This window comes from Nocardia sp. NPDC058640, from assembly GCF_042716995.1.
Taxonomy (GTDB): Bacteria; Actinomycetota; Actinomycetes; order Mycobacteriales; family Mycobacteriaceae; genus Nocardia.
In genome coordinates this window covers 19,329-37,543 of record NZ_JBHXRG010000042.1, presented here as the reverse complement: position 1 = coordinate 37,543, position 18,215 = coordinate 19,329, and the positions used below count along the sequence as shown (strand labels likewise).

Genomic DNA, 18,215 nt, shown 5'->3' with positions numbered 1-18,215 from the left:
GGTCAGGCAGCTGCTGCGGCGGCGTCGGGTTCCCAGCGGTACACGTCGCTGCGGGCACCGTGATACCGCGCGAGGTCGACGGCATCGAACATGGCCTGCCGGGGTCCCGACCGCTGTAATTGCGCCGCCGAGACCGCCAACCGCAGCACTCCCCCGCGCCGCGCGGTTCGCTCCGCGCCCATCACCAGCGCCCGACACCACCACGGCTCCGCCCGGAACCCCTCGCCGATCCCGTACACCCGAGCACGTTGCGCCACATCACGTTCCAGGTCGAGCATGCTGGTGAGCCCGAACGCCATCCGAAAACCCACGTCGGGCAGCGCGGCCAGCGCACCCGAGGACGCGTCCCAGCGCGGCGCCGCGAACAGGCGGGTGCGCAGCTCCACCTGCTCCATCACCCGATCCGCGGCCTTCAACCGCAACGTGGCCTCGTGCCGCGGCAGATCCGCGAACTCCGCCCGCCGCGATTTGGTCGCCGCCTGGTCGTACCCGTGCAACACGATCGCGTCCCCCGCCAGCCGACGCCCCCGCAACCACGACTGCGTAGCCGGATCGTCGACCAGCCGATACTTCCCCTTCAAACGCGGCGCGACCAGCAACGACAGCCGCACACCCCGCTCGTCCATCGTCGCCGCGAACTCGATCGCGGCATCACGAGTCGTATCCCGGATCCCCGACACCGAAACGATCAACTCAGCGTTCATACACCCCAGGGTGACACTCCGAGGTGACACCTACGTGCTCCGCCGATGACGCGGCAGCGAACTCTCCGACGCGAAATGGACCCCGACAGAATCAGCCGGGGTCCATTTTCTACATCACGCGTTCGCCAGACCCACCCGGTCCAGGACCCACGCGTACTCGAAGGCGACTTCCTTCCACTTCTCGTAGCGCCCGCTCACCCCGCCGTGACCCGCGGTCATCTCCGTCTTCAACAGCACGTCGTTGTCGCCGGTGGAGGTGGCGCGCAGTTTGGCGACCCACTTGGCCGGTTCCACGTAGAGCACGCGGGTGTCGTTGAGGCTGGTGATGGCCAGGATGGCCGGGTAGTCCTTGGCTTCGACATTCTCGTACGGCGAGTACGACTTCATGTACTCGTAGACGTCCTTGTCCGCCAACGGATTTCCCCACTCGTCCCATTCGATCACCGTCAGCGGCAGCGACGGGTCCAGGATCGAGGTCAGCGGGTCGACGAACGGCACGTTGGCGAGGATGCCGGTGAACAGCTCCGGCGCCAGGTTGGCCACCGCGCCCATCAGCAGGCCGCCCGCACTGCCGCCGTCGGCGATCAGCTCGTCGGCGGTGGTGACCCCGGTGTCGATGAGATGCCTTGCGCAGGAGACGAAGTCGGTGAAGGTGTTCTTCTTCATCAACGTCTTGCCGTGCTCGTACCAGAGCCGCCCCATCTCACCGCCGCCACGCACATGCGCCACCGCGAACACCATGCCGCGATCCAACAGCGACAGTCGCGACACCGAGAACGACGGATCGATACTGGCCTCGTAGGACCCATATCCGTACAGCAGCACCGGTTTCGGGCCGTCGGGCAGACCGCTGCGCTTGATGATCGAGATCGGAATCCGGGTGCCGTCGGCGGCCACCGCCCAATCACGGTGCTGCTCATAGTCATCGGCGTTGTAGCCGCCGAGCACCGGCTGTTCCTTGCGCAGGATCAGCTCGCCGGTGACGGGCACGTAGTCGAACACTTGCATCGGCGTGATGAACGAGGTCACCCCCACGCGCAACGTCGGCTGCTCCCACTCCGGGCTGGAACCCGCACCGGCGGAGAACAATTCGAGCCCGAAGTCCAGTTCGGTGAGCTCGCCGAAACCGTCCGCCGTGAGCGGCCACACGGCCAGGCGTGGCAGCGCGCCGCGCCGGTAGCTGAGCACCAGGTGGTTGGCGAAGGCGTCGATATCCTCGAGCCGCACGTCCTCGCGATGCCCGATCAGGGTGGTCATGTCCGACGGGTCGGTGGCGGGCGCGATGGCGAGCACGAAGTTCTCCGCCTTCACCCCGTCGACCACGTCGTTGTGCAGGATCAGGAACTTGTCCTGCCCCGCGATCACCGCGTGCTCGGCCGAGTACTCCACGCCTTCGCGACGCGGCAGCAGCACCCGGAACTCGCCCTCGGGGTTCTCCGATTCCAGGATCCAGCCCTCGGTGGTGATCTTGGAACCGAGCCAGATCATCAGGTACTTCTCGGACCGGGTCGCGCCCACACTGACCCAGAAACGCTCGTCGGGCTCGTGGAACACGGTCACGTCGGCGTCGGAACCGGTGCCGACGCGGTGCCTCCACACGGTGTCGGGCCGCCAGGACTCGTCGACGGTTTGATAGAAGATGTGCGTGCCGTCCAGCGACCACGTCGCCCCCGGCGCCGCGCCCACGACCTCGTCGGGCAGCAGCTCACCGGTGCGCAGATCCTTGATCCGCAGCGTGTACCGCTCGTCGCCGGTGCTGTCGACCGAGTAGGCCAGCAGGTTGCCGTCGTGGCTCAGCGAGAACGCGCCGAGAGCGAAGAAGTCCAGCCCCTCGGCCAGCACATTGCTGTCCAGCAGCACCTGCTCACCCTCGATGACGGTGCCGACCTCGAGCTGCGGCGGCGTCCACGCGTCGATGCCCTCGGCGTTCGCGTCGATGGGACAGCGGCAGTGCACGCCGTACTGTTTGCCCTCGAAACTGCGCGAGTAGTACCAGTAGTCGCCCAGGCGGGTGGGCACCGAGAGGTCGGTTTCCTGCGTGCGCGCCTTGATCTCGTCGAAGATCTTGTCCCGCAACGGCTGCAACTGGTCGGTCTGCGCCGCGGTGAAGGCGTTCTCCGCCTCCAGGTACGCGATGACCTCGGGGTTCTCCTTGTCCCGCAGCCACTCGTAGTCGTCGACGAACGTATCCCCGTGGTGGACTCGCTCGAACGGCGCCTTCTTCGCGATCGGCGCCGACACAGTCTCATTCTCGCCAGGCATTGGTCCACCGTAGCCGCCACACTGCGACCGGGCCCGCCAACTCGGCCACCCGCGCCCTCGGCAGCGCGCTCACCACGGGTCGAACGGGTAGATCCACGCGTTCGATGCGGCCGATTCCGCGCGGTCCGGCCATCCGTCCATACCCCCCCATGAACGCAACGCGACCCGGCCCTCCGGCTGCAACAGCCGTCGAGCCGGGTCGCGATTCTCGAGACCTGACGCTTTACGTAAGTCGCCTACGCGCCCAGTGCGGGCCCGATGGTCGGCCACGAGTGGTGCAGCGCGTCCTGCCAGTAGGACCAGGAGTGCGTGCCCACCGGGTGGTAATCGATCTTGGCGCCGATGCCCGCGGCCCGCAGACGCTGGTCGAACGCCACCATGCAGGTGTTGACGCCCAGTTCGATCGGCCCGCCCAGGAAGATGTTCTCCGCCAGGGTCGGCTTGATCTTGGTCTCGTGCGGCCCGGGGATGCCGGTACCGGTGGACATGTACAGCGCCTTGCCGCGCAGGTTCTCGATCATCAGGGCCGGATCGTGCTCGGCCCACTGCGGGCTGCCGGGTGCGCCCCACATGTTGCCGGGGTTGCCGCCGCGATTGGCGATGGAGAACATCATCGCCCCCGCCGCCATCGCGATGTCCGGGCACGCGCTGTAACCGGCCACGGCCCGGTAGAGACCGGGGTTGCGGGCGGCGATGATGAACGCGCCGTTGCCGCCCATCGACAGGCCACCGATGGCGTTGACGCCGTTGCCGTTGAAGTGGCCGTCGATCAGGCCCGGCAGTTCCCTGGTGAGGAACGTTTCCCACTTGTACCGGCCGAATCGCGGATCGTCGGAGACCCAGTCGGTGTAGTAGCTGGCCTGGCCGCCCATCGGCAGCACCACGTTGACGTTCTTGTCGCGGAAGAAGGCTTCGGCGTCGGTGGCATTGGTCCAGGTGCTCTGACCGATGCCGGGGTCGAGTCCGTCGAGCAGGTAGTAGGTGCCGCGTGAACCACCACCCGCCGGGTGCAGCACCTGTAGATCGATGTTTCGTCCCATGGCGGGCGAGGTGACGGTGATGGCCGTCCGATTAGGGGTCATCTGGTGCACCCCGATGATCTCCGCGGCGGATGCGGTGGCGGGGTCTACCGCCGGTCCGATCAACGCGAAAGCGATAGCCAGCACTGAAGCAGCAACACCTATACGACGCACGATCTACCCTCCATAACCGCATGCCAATGACAGTCCAAAGTAACCCACAGGGCAACGAACTGAAGACATTCGGCGTTTCGGGCGTTTCTTCAGCAAACTCCCCGGTTTGCAATGACCGCTTCGCCCGGAAATTCAGCCGAGTGCGCCCCGGATCGAGCCGGCCAGGTAGTCCAGATCCGCGCGCGCGGGCGAGGTCGGACGCGCACGCAACCCGAAACCGTCACCGGGCGTGCGTGGGATCACGTGCAGGTGCACGTGGAAGACTTCCTGTCCGGCCGTAACCCCGTCGGCGAGAAAGAAATTCACGCCGTGCGCGGCGACTTCACTGCTGCGCAAAGCGGCGGCGATCTGCTGGCCGACCTGAAAGAGCTTGCCCCCCAAGGCAGGATCGAGATCGGCCAGACTCGGCGCCGGCACCTTGGGCACCACGAGCACGTGTCCGGGCGTCACAGGACGAATGTCCATGAAGGCCAGCACCTCGTCGTCCTCGTAGACCTTCGAGGAGGGGGCGTGCCCGGCGATGATGTCGGCGAAGATCGTGTACGGATTCACTCACGTACGGTAACCCCGGCGTAATCGACCACTTCGCCGCTTCGCACGCGGAAATCCGCGAAAAGTAGGACGAAGTGGTCGATTACGCCGGGTGTGGACTACAGAATCGGCGACGGCGTGTAGCGCGCGGCTTCCGGATTCGCCTCGACCAGCTTCTGTACCTGCGCAACTACCTCAGACACCTGATCCGACGCCGCCCCGATGAACGCGGCCTTGTCCGCCAGCGCCGCATCCAAACCCGCACGGTCCAGGGGCATCCGGTCGTCGGCGGCCAGGCGATCCAGCAGATCGGGTTCGCGACCCTGCTCGCGCATGGCCAACGCCACGGCCACCGCGTGCTCCTTGATGACCTCGTGCGCGGTCTCGCGACCCACGCCCGCACGCACCGCCGCCATCAGGATGCGGGTGGTGGCCAGGAACGGCAGGTACCGGTCGAGCTCGCGCGAGACCACCGCCGGGTAGGCGCCGAACTCGGCGAGCACGGTCAGGAAGGTCTCCATCTGCCCGTCGATGGCGAAGAACGCGTCGGGCAGCGCGACGCGGCGCACCACCGAGCAGAACACGTCACCCTCGTTCCACTGCGCGCCCGCGAGTTCCGCGGCCATCGAGCCGTAGCCGCGCAGGATCACCTGCAGGCCGTTCACGCGCTCGCACGAGCGGGTGTTCATCTTGTGCGGCATCGCCGACGACCCGACCTGGCCCGGCTGGAAACCCTCGGTGACCAGCTCATGGCCGGCCATCAGGCGAATGGTGTGCGCGAACGACGACGGCCCGGCGCCCAGCTGCACCAGCGCGGACAGCACATCGTGGTCCAGCGAACGCGGGTACACCTGACCCACACTGGTGAACACGTTCGCGAAGCCCAGGTGCGTGGCCACTTGCTGTTCGAGGGCGGCGAGTTTGTTCGCGTCGCCGTCGAGCAGGTCGAGCATGTCCTGGGCGGTGCCCATCGGGCCCTTGATCCCGCGCAGCGGGTACCGCTCGAGCAGTTCACGCACGCGGGCCAGGCCCACCAGCATCTCGTCGGCGGCCGACGCGAAGCGCTTGCCCAGCGTGGTGGCCTGCGCGGCGACATTGTGCGAGCGACCGGCCATCACCAGCGTCTGGTACTCGGCGGCCCGCTCGGCCAGCCGCGCCACGATGGCGATGCCGTGCTTGTAGACGTGTTCCAGCGAAAGCCGAATCTGCAGCTGCTCGACGTTCTCGGTGAGGTCGCGGCTGGTCATGCCCTTGTGCACGTGTTCGTGCCCGGCCAGCGCGTTGAACTCCTCGATGCGGGCCTTCACGTCGTGGCGGGTGACTCGCTCACGTTCGGCGATCGAGGCCAGGTCCACCTGGTCGATCACGCGCTCGTAATCGTCGACAACCCCTGCGGGAACATCGATTCCGAGCTCGGCCTGCGCGCGCAACACCTCGAGCCACAGCTTGCGCTCGAGCACGATCTTGTTCTCGGGCGACCAGAGCGCGACGAGCTCCGGGCTGGCGTAACGGGTGGCGAGGACATTCGGGACGAGGCTCACGAGGCTTCAGTCTAATTGCCGCACCCGTTCGGCCTGGGAGGGCATCATGTTCGGGACCACGGGCGGGGCGACGATGTCGATCATTTCCATCAGCCCGGCGCGGGCGGGGCGGCGCGGTTGCGGGTGACCTTCGATCAGCGCGGCGACCACCGCGCTGTCGACCACGGCCACCAGCCTGCGTAATTGTTCCGGGCGCACCACGCGGTCGCAGCGGCGCAGCACGTCGGCGAGCAGCTCTTCCAGCTGCGTGCGTAGTCGCAGTTGGACCTCGCGTAACTCGGGATGCCGGGCCGAGGCCACCGACCGCTCGTACCGGGCGATGAGCTGGCCGCGGGCGTCGAGGTCGCCGTCGACGGGGCCCACGAGCACGTCGAGCACCAGGTCGACGGTCGCGTCGGTGCCGCGCCTGCGGTGGCTGACCTCACCGACCCGGCGGCGCATGGCGTCGAGTTCGATCGCGCCGCTGAACTCCACGGCACGCGCGATCAGATCTTCCAGCGATTCGAAGTAGTAGGTGGTCGAGGCGAGTGGAAGATCGGCTCGCGAGGCCACCGAACGATGTCGCACAGCGTCGAAGCCGCCCTCGAGCAACAGCTGCGCCGCCGCCGCCACCAGGGCCTGCCGACGTCGTTCGCCTTTCGGAGTCGTTGCGGTGGTCACCGTGCAGCAATGCCAGTCATCATCAGTTCAACCGTGCGCAATCGTCATCGGGGAAACACTGGGAATTCGGGATAACTGAGTTTTACCGTATCCCGGCACAGATGTGTTCGTACTACGCAAAGTTGTTGTCGCACATCACTGTTGACACAGTACAGAATCAGCGCTGCAGGAACCGTCCCAGACGCCGCAGAGCTGCGTCGATGTCATCGGTGGCGCCCGCGAAGGAAAAACGGACCGTGTGGTTTCCATTTGTGGTGTCGAAATCGAGACCGGGCGCCAGCGCGACGCCGGTTTCGGCCAGAACGCGCGCGCACCAGTCCCGGGAATTGTCGGTCAAATGACCAATATCGGCATAGGCGTAGAAAGCGCCGTCGGCGGGTGCGAGATCGGTGATTCCGATCGCGGGCAAACCCTCCAGCAACAGCGCCCGGTTGCGCGCGTACCGGCGCACGTGCCCGTCCAGTTCGTCCTTGGCTTCGGGTCCGAAAGCGTGCACCGCCGCGTACTGCGAGATCGCGGGCGGGCACACGGTCATGTTCGAGGCCAGCCGCTGCAGTGCCGGGCGCAAGTCGGCCGGTGCCAGCATCCAACCGAGTCGCCAGCCGGTCATCGAGAAGTACTTCGACACCGAGCCGATCACCACCGACTCGCGGGAGAACTCCCATGCCGAGGAGGTCGGTGTGCTCGCGCCGGCGTAGGTGATGCCGTGGTAGATCTCGTCGGAGATCAGCAGGGTGCCGTGCTCGTCGCACCAGCGGGCCAGCGCCGCGAGTTCGGCCGGGTCGATCATGGTGCCCGTCGGGTTGGCCGGGCTGGCCACGACCAAGCCTTTCGGCGGCTCCGGCAGCGCCTCGAGCATGGCCACGGTGGGCTGGAATCTGGTCTGCGGGCCGCAGTCCAGTTCGATCACGGTGCAGCCCAACGCGGACAGCGTGTTGCGGTAGGCGGGGTAGCCGGGGCGCGCCACGACCACGGTGTCGCCGGGGTCGAAGGCAGCCAGGAAGAGCAGCGTGAACGCGCCCGACGAACCGGTGGTCACCACCACCTCGTCCGGATGCACGTCGTACCCGTAGGTTTCGCTGTGATGCCCCGCGATCGCCTCGCGCAACGGCAGGATCCCGAATGTCTCTGTGTAACCCAGCAATTCGTGATCGATCGCGGCCTTGGTCGCACGCAACACCGGCGCGGGCGCCTGCGTGGACGGTTGCCCCGCGGCCAACACCAGCACGTCACCGTGCGACCTGGCCCGTTCAGCTGCGGCTTTCCAGACATCCATCACGTAGAAAGGGGCAATGGCCGACCGGCGCGATTCTCTGGACACCCGAGGAACGGTAGAGCACCCGATTGCGGGCATCGACAGATATGGTCGGCACAATGGCTCCGACAGCGAATACGCAGCCACCGGCGCGACCCACGTGGGCGCGACGGGGCCGGGGCGCGGGGGCGAGATGAAGCGAAGTCGGACAGCGCGGGGCGAATCCGTGGCAGACCGCTCGACGGATGTCGATGCGCCCCGTCGTCGACCGGTCAGCGTCAATGGCCGGATCCTGCAGGCGAATTGGCGCGAACAGTTGCCGTCGAAGGTTGCCACGCGCGATCGGATGGCCGAGTGGGCGGCGCGGTATCCGGTGGTCGGGGAAATCGCCGGTGAGTTGCGAAGCGGTGAGGTTCGCAAGGTCTTCTGGCGTCGGCCCAAGGCGCAGGCCGAGGGGCTGTGGGCGCGCAGGCCGAGTCGCGAACAGGCACGTCAGGTGTTGGTGCAGCGGCGCGTGCTCATCGCCGGGATGGTCGCGGTCGCGGTGTTCGTGGCGGCCGACGGGCAGTTCGGTGCGGTGCCCGACGAGCGCCCGCTCGCGCCCGGCGAGGCGATCCACGTGGCCATCGCCTATCCCCCGCAGCTGCAGCACAACCCCCAATCGGTGACCCGAATGCTCGATGCCATCGCCGCGGGCGAGAAGCGCCGCGAGGGGCACGTGGTCGCCGCGGCAGCCCGCGCGACGCTCGAACGCGCTAAAGCGGAGGCGGCGGCCGCTGCATCAGGTGAATGGCAGGACTGGATGGGCACGCGAGCCCCCGTGGTTCCCGGTGCGGTGACGCCCGGCTCGACGCCGTCCGTGGGCGGGTTCAGCCTGCCCGCGAAGGGCGCGTTCACCTCGGGATTCGGCTCGCGCTGGGGCACCCTGCACCGTGGCATCGACATCGCGGGCCCCATCGGCAGCCCCATCTACGCTGTGGCCGACGGCACGGTCGTGGAGGCGGGTCCGGCACAGGGTTTCGGCCTGTGGGTCCGTATCCGGCACGACGACGGCACCATCAGCATCTATGGCCACATGTACGACTTCTTCGTCTCCCAGGGCGAGCGGGTCCCGGCCGGAATGCAGATCGCCCGCATCGGCAATCGCGGCGATTCCACCGGCCCGCACCTGCATTTCGAAATCGTGCAAAACGGTCAACATGTGGACCCGCAGGCCTGGCTCGCGGTGCATGGATTGCGTCTCGATTGACATCACGCTGAGACCGGAAACATCACGGGGCAATTATTGTGGAACCTGTCGAATGTTTCCCTCCGAACAAAGCGAGGCAACCATGGCAGGTAAGTTCGAGGTATTCGTGGACAAGGCCGGAAAATTCCACTTTCATCTCAAGGCCGGTAACGGTGAAATCGTCCTCGAGAGTCAGGGCTATGAAAGCAAGGAGGGTGCCAAAAAGGGCATCGCCTCCATTCAGACCAATGCCCCCGGCGCCGAAATCGTCGACCTCACGGTCACCTAGTCGCCTCGCTCGATGGTGATCAGCGTGCAATACCGCTGATCACCATCTGCGTGTAATTACCCCGCGACGCTATTGCGTTCGGGAACAACAACTTCGGTCGCACCGATATCGGTCCGGAAATGACTGCCGGGGAGTTTGATGTCCGCCAGCCGCGCATAGGCCCGTTCCCGCGCCTGCGCGAGATCCGCACCGACACCGACCACATTCAGCACCCGGCCACCGGCCGACACCAGCGCCTTGTCCGCGCGCTGATCCGTACCGGCGTGCAGCACAAGGGTTTCGCCTTCTAGCGCGCCGTCGTCGGCACCGGAGATCACATCGCCGGTGCGCGGACGACCCGGGTAGTTCTCCGCGGCCAGCACGACGGTGATCGCGGAGCCGTCCTTCCAACGCGGTGCGTCGACTTCGGCCAGCCGTCCGGTCGCGGTGGCGTGCAGCAGTTCGGCGAACGGGCTGTCCAGCAGTGCCAGCACCGCCTGGGTCTCGGGATCGCCGAAGCGGCAATTGAATTCGACGACGGCGGGGCCGTTCGTGCCGATCGCCAGACCCGCGTACAACAGGCCCGAGAACGAGCTACCGCGCGCGACCAGCTCGGCGGCCACCGGCTTCACCACGTCTTCGACGATCTCGGTCAGCGTCTCGTCGGGCAGCCACGGCAGCGGCGTGTAGGCGCCCATGCCGCCGGTGTTGGGGCCGGCGTCGCCGTCGCCGACCCGCTTGTGGTCCTGCGCGGGCAGCAGCGGGATCACGGTTTCGCCGTCGACCAGGCAGAACAGCGACACCTCGGGCCCGTCGAGGAACGACTCGAGCAGCACCGGGTGTCCCTGTTCGAGCAGCTCGGCGCCGTGATCGCGGGCCGCGCGTCGGTCGGTGGTCACGACGACACCCTTGCCTGCGGCCAGGCCGTCGTCCTTGACCACCCAGGTCGGGCCGAAGCGGTCAAGCGCCGCGTCCAGCTCGGCGGGGCTGTCGACGATCTCGCTGTGCGCGGTCTTCACACCGGCCACAGCCATCACATCCTTGGCGAATGCCTTGGACCCTTCGATCCGCGCCGCGTCGGCCGACGGACCGAACACCGGGAAACCGGCCGCGCGCACCGCGTCGGCGACACCGAGCACCAGTGGCACTTCGGGCCCGATGACCACCAGGTCAGCGGCGGTCTCGACGGCAAGCGCGGCGACGTCCTCGGCGGAGCAGGGGTCGACCGGGCGTAGCTCAGCGTGCTGGGCGATGCCGGGGTTACCGGGGGCAGCGATCACCGCCGTCACGGACGGATCCCGGCGCAGCGCCAGGACGAGGGCATGTTCACGGGCTCCGGAACCGATGACGAGTACGCGCACCCGCTCAGATTAGTCGCGAGGTCGTCGGTCACCGCGCGCCCCCTGGTTCACGGATTCGGCCACGCTGAGCGACCACTGTTCGCCACTTCGGTCGATTTCCCGACCGATCCGCCGTTCATTGTCCGTTCAGCGGAGTTGTTCCGCCCCCGATTCCTCTGGGCCACAATGGAACCCAGACGCAGAAGGAGCACACCATGGGCCTGCTCGACGGGATGATGGGCAACGCCGGGCGCATAGATCCGGCCGCCGCCCAGCAGGAATACGCGAAACTGTTCGGCCAGGGCGAGCAGGTGTACGCCGCGTTCATCCTGGTCCGCGACGCGATGCTGTTCACCAACCGCCGCCTGATCATGGTCGACAAGCAGGGCGTCACCGGCCGCAAGGTCAGCTACCACAGCATCCCCTACCGGTCGATCAGCCATTTCGCCGTGGAAACCGCGGGCACCTTCGACCTCGACGCCGAGCTGTACATCTGGATCGGCAGCGGCAACGACCCGGTCAAGCAGCGTTTCAACCGTCAGGTCGACATCTACGAGGTGCAGGGCATCCTGTCGCATTTCGTGTCGATCTAGCTAGGCTCGCCGGTATGGCATCCGTGTTCAGCGCGATCATCGCAGGTCAGATCCCCGGTCGTTTCGTCTGGGAGGACGACGAGTTCGTCGCCTTCCTCACCATCGCCCCCGTCACCCAGGGCCACACCCTGGTCGTGCCGCGCGCGGAGATCGACCAGTGGCAAGACGTCGACCCCGCCGTCATGGCGCGTCTGATGGGCGTGGCCCAGAAGATCGGCCAGGCCGTGCGCGTGGCCTTCGACGCCCCCCGCGCCGGCCTGCTCATCGCCGGTCTCGAGGTCCCCCACCTGCACACCCACGTCTTCCCCGCCTACACGATGGGCGATTTCGACATCTCCGGCGCCACCACCGACCCCGCCCCCCAATCCCTGGACGAGGCCCAAACCAAGATCAAAACCGCCCTGCGCGACCTCGGCTACGGAGCCCACGTCCCCGCCTGATTTCCGTCGGCGTAGGAGACCGGAACTTCGATTTCCTACGCCGCCAACGGTTTTACTGCGCGGTGTAGCCGCCGTCGATGAGTTGGTAGCTGCCGGTGATGAAGGTCGACGCGTCGCTGGCCAGGAACAACACCAGGTTCGCCACCTCCTCCGGGGTGCCCAGGCGTCCGATGGGGTGTTTGTCGGCCAGAAATTTCGTGGTCTCGGCGTCGTCCGCGAGCAGTGGGGTGTGGATGAAGCCGGGCCCGACCGCGTTGACGCGCACGCCCTGCGTCGCGTATTCCAGCGCCGCGTTCTGCGTCAGACCGACCACGCCGTGCTTGGCCGCGACATAGGCCGACGAGCCGGGAAACCCGACGCTGCCCAGAATCGACGCCATATTCACGATCGACCCACCCCCGGCCGCGACCATCACCGGCAATTGCGCGCGCAACGCGTAGAACACCGAATCCAGATTCACCGACATGACTTTGCGCCAGCTCTGGGTCGAATACTCGCCGATCGGATTGGATTCCCCGGTGATACCGGCATTGTTGACCGCGATCCGCAAAGGCCCGAGTTCTTGTGCGGCAGTGACACTTCGAGCGACCGTGTCGGGATCGGAAGCATCACCTTCGAAAGCGTCCGCGATTCCGCCCGCTGTCACGATCTCGCCGACAACCTTTCGCGCGGCGTCCCCGTTCAGGTCGAATACCAGTACCGACGCGCCGTTGATCCCCAATTCCAGGGCCACCGCCCGCCCGATTCCCGACCCGGCCCCGCTGACGATCGCGGCCCTACCACCCACGTCATACATAGCCATGCGTCATTCCCCTATCTCGACGTTTCCGCGGACAGAACAGGATGAGCTTCACCAGCCACGGTAGTGCAGGGCTTATCGCCAGGCCGGTTCCCGCTTCGCGTAATCGTCGTACGCGTGGCACAGTCCGCCGCACACCTCGGCGGTGGTCTCGAACAGGGCCTGCGCCTTCGGGTCGGACACGGTGCCGATGTTGCGGCGTGCCGCGGTGATCACCTCGGTCAGCAAGGACCGCAGGTGGGCGGCTTGTTCGGCGGGCGACCATTCATTGTGTTCGCTCAACGTCATTCCCTTCGATCAGTTTCGACGGGTATACAGCCAGACCTTGTCAGGATAGGCCCGACCGGTCGACCGGCACCTCCGACCCGTCCGCGCTGTGCAACCGGCGGACCCCTGCCCCATTCCCCTGTGAGTTAAATGAAATAATGGTATTTAACTAACGGACTGGTCGATACCCCGCCATCCTTACCTCAGGCCACGGCCATGCATGACGGCGGAGAAGTTCTTGACCCTCACTACAGATAAAGCCGATTCCGAGACGGCGGTCGCGCGACCGTCGTTCGCCTGGCGAGGCGTCGCGCTGGTATCCGGATCGGCGGCACTGGTGTTGTCGGTCTCCGCGGCGCGGCTGCATATCGCCGGTGATGAGCTGTACTACCTCGCGTGCGGTCGGCGACTGGCGGTCAGTTATGTCGATAACGGACCGCTGGTGCCGCTGATCGCGCGACTGTGCGATCTACTCGCCCCGGGCTCGGTGATCGCGCTGCGAATCCCCGGATTGCTCCTGCTGGTCGCGGTGTCGATCCTCGCGGCCGCGGTGGCCTATGAATGCGGCGCCCGCCCGCGCTTCCAAATGCTCGCCGCCGCAGCCTTTCCCACGTCCCCCCTTGTCTTCGGCTTCACCGTACTGACCAGTGTCTCCTTCGACATCGCGTGCCAGGCGTCGATCATCTGGCTGCTGGTCCGATGGGTACGCACCCGTCGAGACCGCTTGCTCGTGGCGATCGGGGTCGTCGCGGCGATCGACGTGCAGGACAAATGGTTGGTGCTGATGGTGGCGGCCGCCGTCGGCCTCAGCATTCTCACCCTGGGCCCCCGCGAAATCCTGCGTCGCCCCGCCCTGTGGCTGGGCCTGCTGATTTTCGCCGCCGCCATGCTGCCCGCGCTGCTATGGCAGGCGTCGCACGACTGGCCGCAGCTGGCGACCAACGACGCCATCGCCCACGAAACCGCGCAGACCATGGGCGGGCAGTGGGGCACCCTGGGGGCGATCATCATCAGTCCCGGATTCATCGGCGGCGGGTTGATCCTGCTGGGCATGTACGGCCTGGTTCGCGCGCCGCATCTGCGGCAGTACCGGTTCCTGCTGGTCGCGGCGGTGCTGATGGTGATCATGGTGATCGCCGGACACGGCCGGTCCTACTACGTCGCCGGAATCTTCCCCGTGCTGTTCGGCGTCGGCGCTTCGATGCTGTCCACCCTGTTCGACGCCGACTCACGAATCATGTTGCGGCGCTTATGCACTGGAGTAGCCGCCTGCTCCGCCGCCCTGTTGGCCTTTCTCGCCTGCCTGCCCTACCCGAGCAGTTGGATCGTCGACCCGAAAAGCCCCTGGCTCCCCTTACAGCACTACGGCAACGACACCTGGCACTCCCTCGCCGACGCCGTCCACGAGGTATCGATCCGCCTGCCCCCCGCCGAACAAGCCACCACGGTGGTCGTAGCCTCCGCCTACAACCAGGCCGGCGCCCTCGACCACTACGGCCAGTCCAGGTGGATCCCCCCGGTCTACAGCCCCCACCGCGGCTTCGCCGCCTTCGGCACCCCACCGGACTCGGCCACCACCATCGTGTACGTCGGCTTCAACCACGGCACCGAACAACGCGACTTCCTAGCCGGCTTCGCCCACACCACAAAGGCACGCCAACTCCGAGACCCCCTAGGCCTCAGCGGCCAAAATTTCGACATCGACATCTGGATCTGCCGTGACCCCTTGACCCCCATGTCCACAGCATGGCCGAGCCTGGGATACACGGTCGCCCCACCGACCGAATTGAGCCCCCTGTCAGGATTGAACTGACGACCTTCGCTTTACAAGAGCGGTGCTCTACCACTGAGCTAAGGAGGCGGGTACTGCGGCGACCATCATAGCCGCGAACGCGCACCGCGTGACACCAGATCGGGTGTCACGCGGCGGGCGAACAGGTCAGGACTTGGCGCGGGCTGCGTCGTCGGCGGCCATCGCGTCACGCAGGCTCTTGGGCCGCATGTCGGTCCAGTTCTTCTCGACGTACTCGACGCACGCTGCCCGGCTCTCTTCGCCGAACACGACACGCCAGCCCGCCGGGACCTCCGCGAACGCGGGCCACAGAGAGTGCTGCTCTTCATCGTTGACCAGAACGAAGAAGCGGCCGTCCTCGTCGTCGAAGGGGTTGGTGCTCATTTCACCTCACTGGAATACTGGCGCTGTGTACGGGGTCACTGCGCGGCCGGAGAGCCACGAGCGTTGTGTCGACACTAGCAAGGCATATGTTACTGGTGGCAGTTACCCGGTCGGCGGTCAGGCGGCGAAGAAGTCGAGCAGGATTTTGTTGACTGCCTCAGGCCGTTCCAGGTAGCCGTAGTGACCGGTATCAGGGATCTCCTGGTAGCGCGCGCCCGGAATCGCCTCGGCGACCTCGCGGGACAGGTAGGGCGGGATCATCCGGTCGTCGGCGAAGCCAATTGCCAAGCAGGGCACCGTGATCGAGCGATAGGCGGCGACCCGATCGAAGTCGTGATCCATGGCCCGCTGCGCCCGGATTCCGGGTGAGGGGGTGCCGACGGTGAACTCGAACAGGTCCAGCCAGTCGCGTGCGGCGTTGGTGTCGGCCATGGTCGCGGGCGACAGGTTCATCACCGCGGCCAGTGCCGCGTCGAACTTGGCGGGCAGCTTCGCACCGGATTTGTCCAGCTCCTGCTCGCCGACCGACAACGTCTTCTGGAACTGGTCCAGCCGCCCGTGCCCGGCCATGAACACCGCCTTGCGCACCAGATCAGGCCGTGCCAATGCCAGCTCTTGCGCCACGCGCGCCCCCATCGACGTCCCCGCGATCAACGCGGGCCCCTCGCCGAGGAATTCGATCAGCGCGGCGGTGTCGGCGACCAGTTCTTCGATCCGCATCCCGCCCGCGGCCTCGTACGACGGCGCGATCCCGCGATTGTCGAACACACACACCCGATAACCGGCCGCGACCAGCGCGGGAACCTGGTGCAACTCCCACACCCGACCCGGCGACCCGGTCCCCATGATCAAGACCACCAGCGGACCACCACCCGGCACGTCGGTGCCCTTGGTACGGTCGCCCTTGACCTGATAGTTCAGTGCGATGCCGTTCACCGTGGCCACTGGCATGAAACAAACCTCTCGTGCGGGGGGTCGATCGAATTGCTGACTCAACGGTAACGGGACCGCGACGACACGGCACCGGGGCGGGGTGTGCGCGTCGCTAGTTCAACGGCTGTCCGCCCGAGCCCGATAGTATTGAGCACTCGCAGGTTGAGCGTAGGGAAACCGGGAGGACGAACCCATTATGGCCGCGAAGAGCACCACCAACGACATCGCCGACGACGAGCTCGAGCCGCTGGCCGACGAGACCGCCCGACAGGCGCAGAAGGTCGTGGCCGCGCACGCCGACGACGCCGACGAGTGCCGAATGCTGTTGTCGATGCTCGGCATCGCCCCCGCCTGACACAGCGCCCCCTGCGACGCAGAAGGATGCGTGAGTGGACCACATGATCGATCAACCGTCCAACGACCGCCCGTCCGAAGAAACTCAACAGCCGACCGGATCGGGTTCGGGTTTCGTCGTCGTCGCCAACCGCCTTCCGGTCGACCTCGAGCGCCTGCCCGACGGCACCACCCGATGGAAGCGCAGCCCCGGCGGGCTGGTGACCGCGCTGGAACCGGTGCTGCGCACCAACAAGGGCGCGTGGGTCGGCTGGTGCGGTGTGCCCGATGTCGACGTCGAACCGATCATCGAGGACGGGCTGGAGCTGTATCCGGTGCCGCTGACGGCGTCGGAGGTCGAGGACTACTACGAGGGGTTCTCCAACGGCACGCTGTGGCCGCTGTACCACGACGTGATCGTGCGCCCGGTGTACGACCGGGACTGGTGGGCCGCGTACGTCGAGGTCAACCGGCGGTTCGCCGAGGAGACCGCGAAGGTGGCAGCCGAGGGCGCCACGGTCTGGGTGCAGGACTACCAGCTGCAGCTGGTGCCCAAGATGCTGCGGATGCTGCGCCCCGATCTGACCATCGGTTTCTTCCTGCACATCCCGTTCCCGCCGGTCGAGCTGTTCATGCAGATGCCGTGGCGCACCGAGATCGTCGAGGGTCTGCTGGGCGCCGACCTGATCGGCTTCCACCTGCCCGGCGGCGCGCAGAACTTCCTGTACCTGGCCCGTCGACTGGCCGGTCAGCCGACGTCGCGCGGCACGATCGGTGTTCGTTCGAAACTGGGTGTGGTGCAGGTCGGTTTCCGCACGGTGCGCGTCGGCGCGTTCCCGATCTCGATCGATTCCGCCGAACTCGACGAGTCCTCACGCCGTCGTTCGGTGCGCGAGCGAGCCGCACAGATACGTGCTGAGCTGGGCAATCCCAAGAACATCATGCTCGGCGTGGACCGCTTGGACTACACCAAGGGCATCGACATCCGACTCAACGCCCTACAGGAACTCCTGGAGGAGGGCCGCATCGATCCGTCCGAGACGGTGATGGTGCAGCTGGCCACCCCCAGCCGCGAACGCGTGCAGAGCTACATCAAGATGCGCGGCGATATCGAACGCCAGGTCGGCCGGATCAACGGCGAATTCGCCCGCGTCGGCTACCCGGTGGTGCACTACCTGCACCGCCCGATCCCCCGCGACGAACTCATCGCGTTCTTCATCGCCGCCGACGCCATGCTGGTCACGCCCCTGCGCGACGGCATGAACCTGGTCGCGAAGGAGTACGTGGCCTGTCACAGCGACCTCAACGGCGCGCTGGTGCTCAGCGAGTTCACCGGTGCGGCGGCGGAGTTGCGGCAGTCGTACCTGTGCAATCCGCACGATCTGGACAGCGTGAAGGACGCGATCATCGGCGCGCTCGACGATGACCGCGACACCAAACGCCGTCGGATGCGGTCGATGCGCCGTCAGGTGCTCACCCATGACGTCGAACGGTGGGCGCGGGCATTCCTCGACGCGCTGTCGCACAGCAATATCGCCGGTTCGGCGCTGATGAGCGACGAACAGACGTTCCCCGCCGACCAGCGGTAACGGCACACAGCGACCTCACAGCTTCGGTCCAGCCACTTCCCAGCGGGGTGGTGGAGCATAGGGGCATGAACCAGCAGACGGCCCGCGTGGTGACGCACTGCGC

19 protein-coding genes and 1 tRNA gene are annotated in these 18,215 nt (G+C 66.5%); 7 read left to right on the top strand and 13 right to left on the bottom strand.

What is annotated here, in order from left to right; genetic code table 11:
- Positions 1 to 2: 2 nt before the first annotated feature.
- From ACFWU5_RS27085 to ACFWU5_RS27055, 7 genes are all read right to left on the bottom strand, one after another.
- Positions 3 to 704, bottom strand: coding sequence for a DUF2334 domain-containing protein (locus ACFWU5_RS27085; RefSeq protein WP_379269671.1), 702 nt, complete (start codon positions 702 to 704; stop codon positions 3 to 5).
- A gap of 114 nt (positions 705 to 818) precedes the next feature.
- Entirely contained in the window at positions 819 to 2,966 is a 2,148-nt protein-coding gene (locus ACFWU5_RS27080; RefSeq protein WP_379269670.1) for a S9 family peptidase, read from the bottom strand.
- A 236-nt stretch (positions 2,967 to 3,202) separates the two neighbouring features.
- Positions 3,203 to 4,132, bottom strand: a complete 930-nt coding sequence (locus tag ACFWU5_RS27075; RefSeq protein WP_379269668.1) for an alpha/beta hydrolase — start codon at positions 4,130 to 4,132, stop codon at positions 3,203 to 3,205.
- Positions 4,133 to 4,291: 159 nt separating this feature from the next.
- Positions 4,292 to 4,711 (bottom strand): HIT family protein, encoded by a 420-nt coding sequence (locus ACFWU5_RS27070; RefSeq protein ID WP_379241188.1) that lies wholly within the window; start codon positions 4,709 to 4,711, stop codon positions 4,292 to 4,294.
- Positions 4,712 to 4,809: 98 nt separating this feature from the next.
- Positions 4,810 to 6,231 carry an adenylosuccinate lyase gene (purB, locus tag ACFWU5_RS27065; protein WP_379269666.1) on the bottom strand — a complete coding sequence of 474 codons (1,422 nt, stop codon included), beginning with the start codon at positions 6,229 to 6,231 and terminating at the stop codon, positions 4,810 to 4,812.
- Positions 6,232 to 6,237: 6 nt separating this feature from the next.
- Entirely contained in the window at positions 6,238 to 6,891 is a 654-nt protein-coding gene (locus tag ACFWU5_RS27060; RefSeq protein ID WP_379241185.1) for a TetR/AcrR family transcriptional regulator, read from the bottom strand.
- Between the two features lie 157 nt (positions 6,892 to 7,048).
- On the bottom strand, positions 7,049 to 8,212 hold the full coding sequence (locus tag ACFWU5_RS27055; protein WP_379269664.1) for a pyridoxal phosphate-dependent aminotransferase: 1,164 nt from the start codon (positions 8,210 to 8,212) through the stop codon (positions 7,049 to 7,051).
- 160 nt (positions 8,213 to 8,372) lie between these two features.
- Between ACFWU5_RS27055 and ACFWU5_RS27050 the strand changes: the two genes are divergently transcribed.
- Together ACFWU5_RS27050 and ACFWU5_RS27045 are read left to right on the top strand one after the other, a co-directional pair.
- Complete coding sequence (locus ACFWU5_RS27050; protein WP_379241183.1) at positions 8,373 to 9,395, top strand: M23 family metallopeptidase; 1,023 nt, start codon at positions 8,373 to 8,375, stop codon at positions 9,393 to 9,395.
- An 82-nt stretch (positions 9,396 to 9,477) separates the two neighbouring features.
- Positions 9,478 to 9,663 (top strand): YegP family protein, encoded by a 186-nt coding sequence (locus ACFWU5_RS27045; RefSeq protein WP_379269662.1) that lies wholly within the window; start codon positions 9,478 to 9,480, stop codon positions 9,661 to 9,663.
- 56 nt (positions 9,664 to 9,719) lie between these two features.
- On the opposite strand, the gene purD is transcribed toward ACFWU5_RS27045, so the two are convergent.
- Positions 9,720 to 11,003: a phosphoribosylamine--glycine ligase gene (gene purD / locus ACFWU5_RS27040; protein ID WP_379269661.1), complete on the bottom strand. Its 1,284-nt coding sequence runs from the start codon at positions 11,001 to 11,003 to the stop codon at positions 9,720 to 9,722.
- A gap of 194 nt (positions 11,004 to 11,197) precedes the next feature.
- Here purD and ACFWU5_RS27035 point away from each other — a divergent pair, with 194 nt between their 5' ends.
- Both ACFWU5_RS27035 and ACFWU5_RS27030 read left to right on the top strand, forming a co-directional pair.
- Complete coding sequence (locus ACFWU5_RS27035) at positions 11,198 to 11,575, top strand: PH domain-containing protein (RefSeq protein WP_379239228.1); 378 nt, start codon at positions 11,198 to 11,200, stop codon at positions 11,573 to 11,575.
- Positions 11,576 to 11,589: 14 nt separating this feature from the next.
- Entirely contained in the window at positions 11,590 to 12,015 is a 426-nt protein-coding gene (locus ACFWU5_RS27030; protein ID WP_379269660.1) for an HIT family protein, read from the top strand.
- A gap of 52 nt (positions 12,016 to 12,067) precedes the next feature.
- On the opposite strand, the gene ACFWU5_RS27025 is transcribed toward ACFWU5_RS27030, so the two are convergent.
- Both ACFWU5_RS27025 and ACFWU5_RS27020 read right to left on the bottom strand, forming a co-directional pair.
- Positions 12,068 to 12,817, bottom strand: a complete 750-nt coding sequence (locus ACFWU5_RS27025; protein WP_379241179.1) for an SDR family NAD(P)-dependent oxidoreductase — start codon at positions 12,815 to 12,817, stop codon at positions 12,068 to 12,070.
- 72 nt (positions 12,818 to 12,889) lie between these two features.
- Positions 12,890 to 13,096, bottom strand: coding sequence for a hypothetical protein (locus ACFWU5_RS27020; protein ID WP_379241178.1), 207 nt, complete (start codon positions 13,094 to 13,096; stop codon positions 12,890 to 12,892).
- Between the two features lie 223 nt (positions 13,097 to 13,319).
- On the opposite strand from ACFWU5_RS27020, the gene ACFWU5_RS27015 reads away from it, so the two are divergent.
- Positions 13,320 to 14,894: an ArnT family glycosyltransferase gene (locus ACFWU5_RS27015; protein ID WP_379269658.1), complete on the top strand. Its 1,575-nt coding sequence runs from the start codon at positions 13,320 to 13,322 to the stop codon at positions 14,892 to 14,894.
- On the opposite strand, the gene ACFWU5_RS27010 is transcribed toward ACFWU5_RS27015, so the two are convergent.
- The 3 genes from ACFWU5_RS27010 to ACFWU5_RS27000 form a co-directional block, all read right to left on the bottom strand.
- Positions 14,871 to 14,942, bottom strand: a tRNA-Thr gene (locus ACFWU5_RS27010). The two genes, ACFWU5_RS27015 and ACFWU5_RS27010, sit on opposite strands and share 24 nt — an antisense overlap.
- A 78-nt stretch (positions 14,943 to 15,020) precedes the next feature.
- Positions 15,021 to 15,257: an MbtH family protein gene (locus ACFWU5_RS27005; protein WP_379239233.1), complete on the bottom strand. Its 237-nt coding sequence runs from the start codon at positions 15,255 to 15,257 to the stop codon at positions 15,021 to 15,023.
- Between the two features lie 117 nt (positions 15,258 to 15,374).
- Entirely contained in the window at positions 15,375 to 16,208 is an 834-nt protein-coding gene (locus ACFWU5_RS27000; RefSeq protein WP_379269657.1) for an alpha/beta fold hydrolase, read from the bottom strand.
- A gap of 178 nt (positions 16,209 to 16,386) precedes the next feature.
- On the opposite strand from ACFWU5_RS27000, the gene ACFWU5_RS26995 reads away from it, so the two are divergent.
- Both ACFWU5_RS26995 and ACFWU5_RS26990 read left to right on the top strand, forming a co-directional pair.
- On the top strand, positions 16,387 to 16,545 hold the full coding sequence (locus ACFWU5_RS26995) for a hypothetical protein (protein WP_379241175.1): 159 nt from the start codon (positions 16,387 to 16,389) through the stop codon (positions 16,543 to 16,545).
- Positions 16,546 to 16,588: 43 nt separating this feature from the next.
- Entirely contained in the window at positions 16,589 to 18,112 is a 1,524-nt protein-coding gene (locus ACFWU5_RS26990) for a trehalose-6-phosphate synthase (protein ID WP_379241549.1), read from the top strand.
- Positions 18,113 to 18,215: the final 103 nt, after the last annotated feature.

What these genes read in the sequence shown, in the direction of transcription:
- ACFWU5_RS27085 (WP_379269671.1), bottom strand. Translation starts at nt 704, where the DNA reads ATGAACGCTGAGTTGATCGTTTCGGTGTCGGGGATCCGGGATACGACT.
- ACFWU5_RS27080 (WP_379269670.1), bottom strand. Translation starts at nt 2,966, where the DNA reads ATGCCTGGCGAGAATGAGACTGTGTCGGCGCCGATCGCGAAGAAGGCG.
- ACFWU5_RS27045 (WP_379269662.1), top strand. Translation starts at nt 9,478, where the DNA reads ATGGCAGGTAAGTTCGAGGTATTCGTGGACAAGGCCGGAAAATTCCAC.
- ACFWU5_RS27035 (WP_379239228.1), top strand. Translation starts at nt 11,198, where the DNA reads ATGGGCCTGCTCGACGGGATGATGGGCAACGCCGGGCGCATAGATCCG.
- ACFWU5_RS27030 (WP_379269660.1), top strand. Translation starts at nt 11,590, where the DNA reads ATGGCATCCGTGTTCAGCGCGATCATCGCAGGTCAGATCCCCGGTCGT.
- ACFWU5_RS27025 (WP_379241179.1), bottom strand. Translation starts at nt 12,817, where the DNA reads ATGGCTATGTATGACGTGGGTGGTAGGGCCGCGATCGTCAGCGGGGCC.
- ACFWU5_RS27005 (WP_379239233.1), bottom strand. Translation starts at nt 15,257, where the DNA reads ATGAGCACCAACCCCTTCGACGACGAGGACGGCCGCTTCTTCGTTCTG.
- ACFWU5_RS27000 (WP_379269657.1), bottom strand. Translation starts at nt 16,208, where the DNA reads ATGCCAGTGGCCACGGTGAACGGCATCGCACTGAACTATCAGGTCAAG.
- ACFWU5_RS26995 (WP_379241175.1), top strand. Translation starts at nt 16,387, where the DNA reads ATGGCCGCGAAGAGCACCACCAACGACATCGCCGACGACGAGCTCGAG.
- ACFWU5_RS26990 (WP_379241549.1), top strand. Translation starts at nt 16,589, where the DNA reads ATGATCGATCAACCGTCCAACGACCGCCCGTCCGAAGAAACTCAACAG.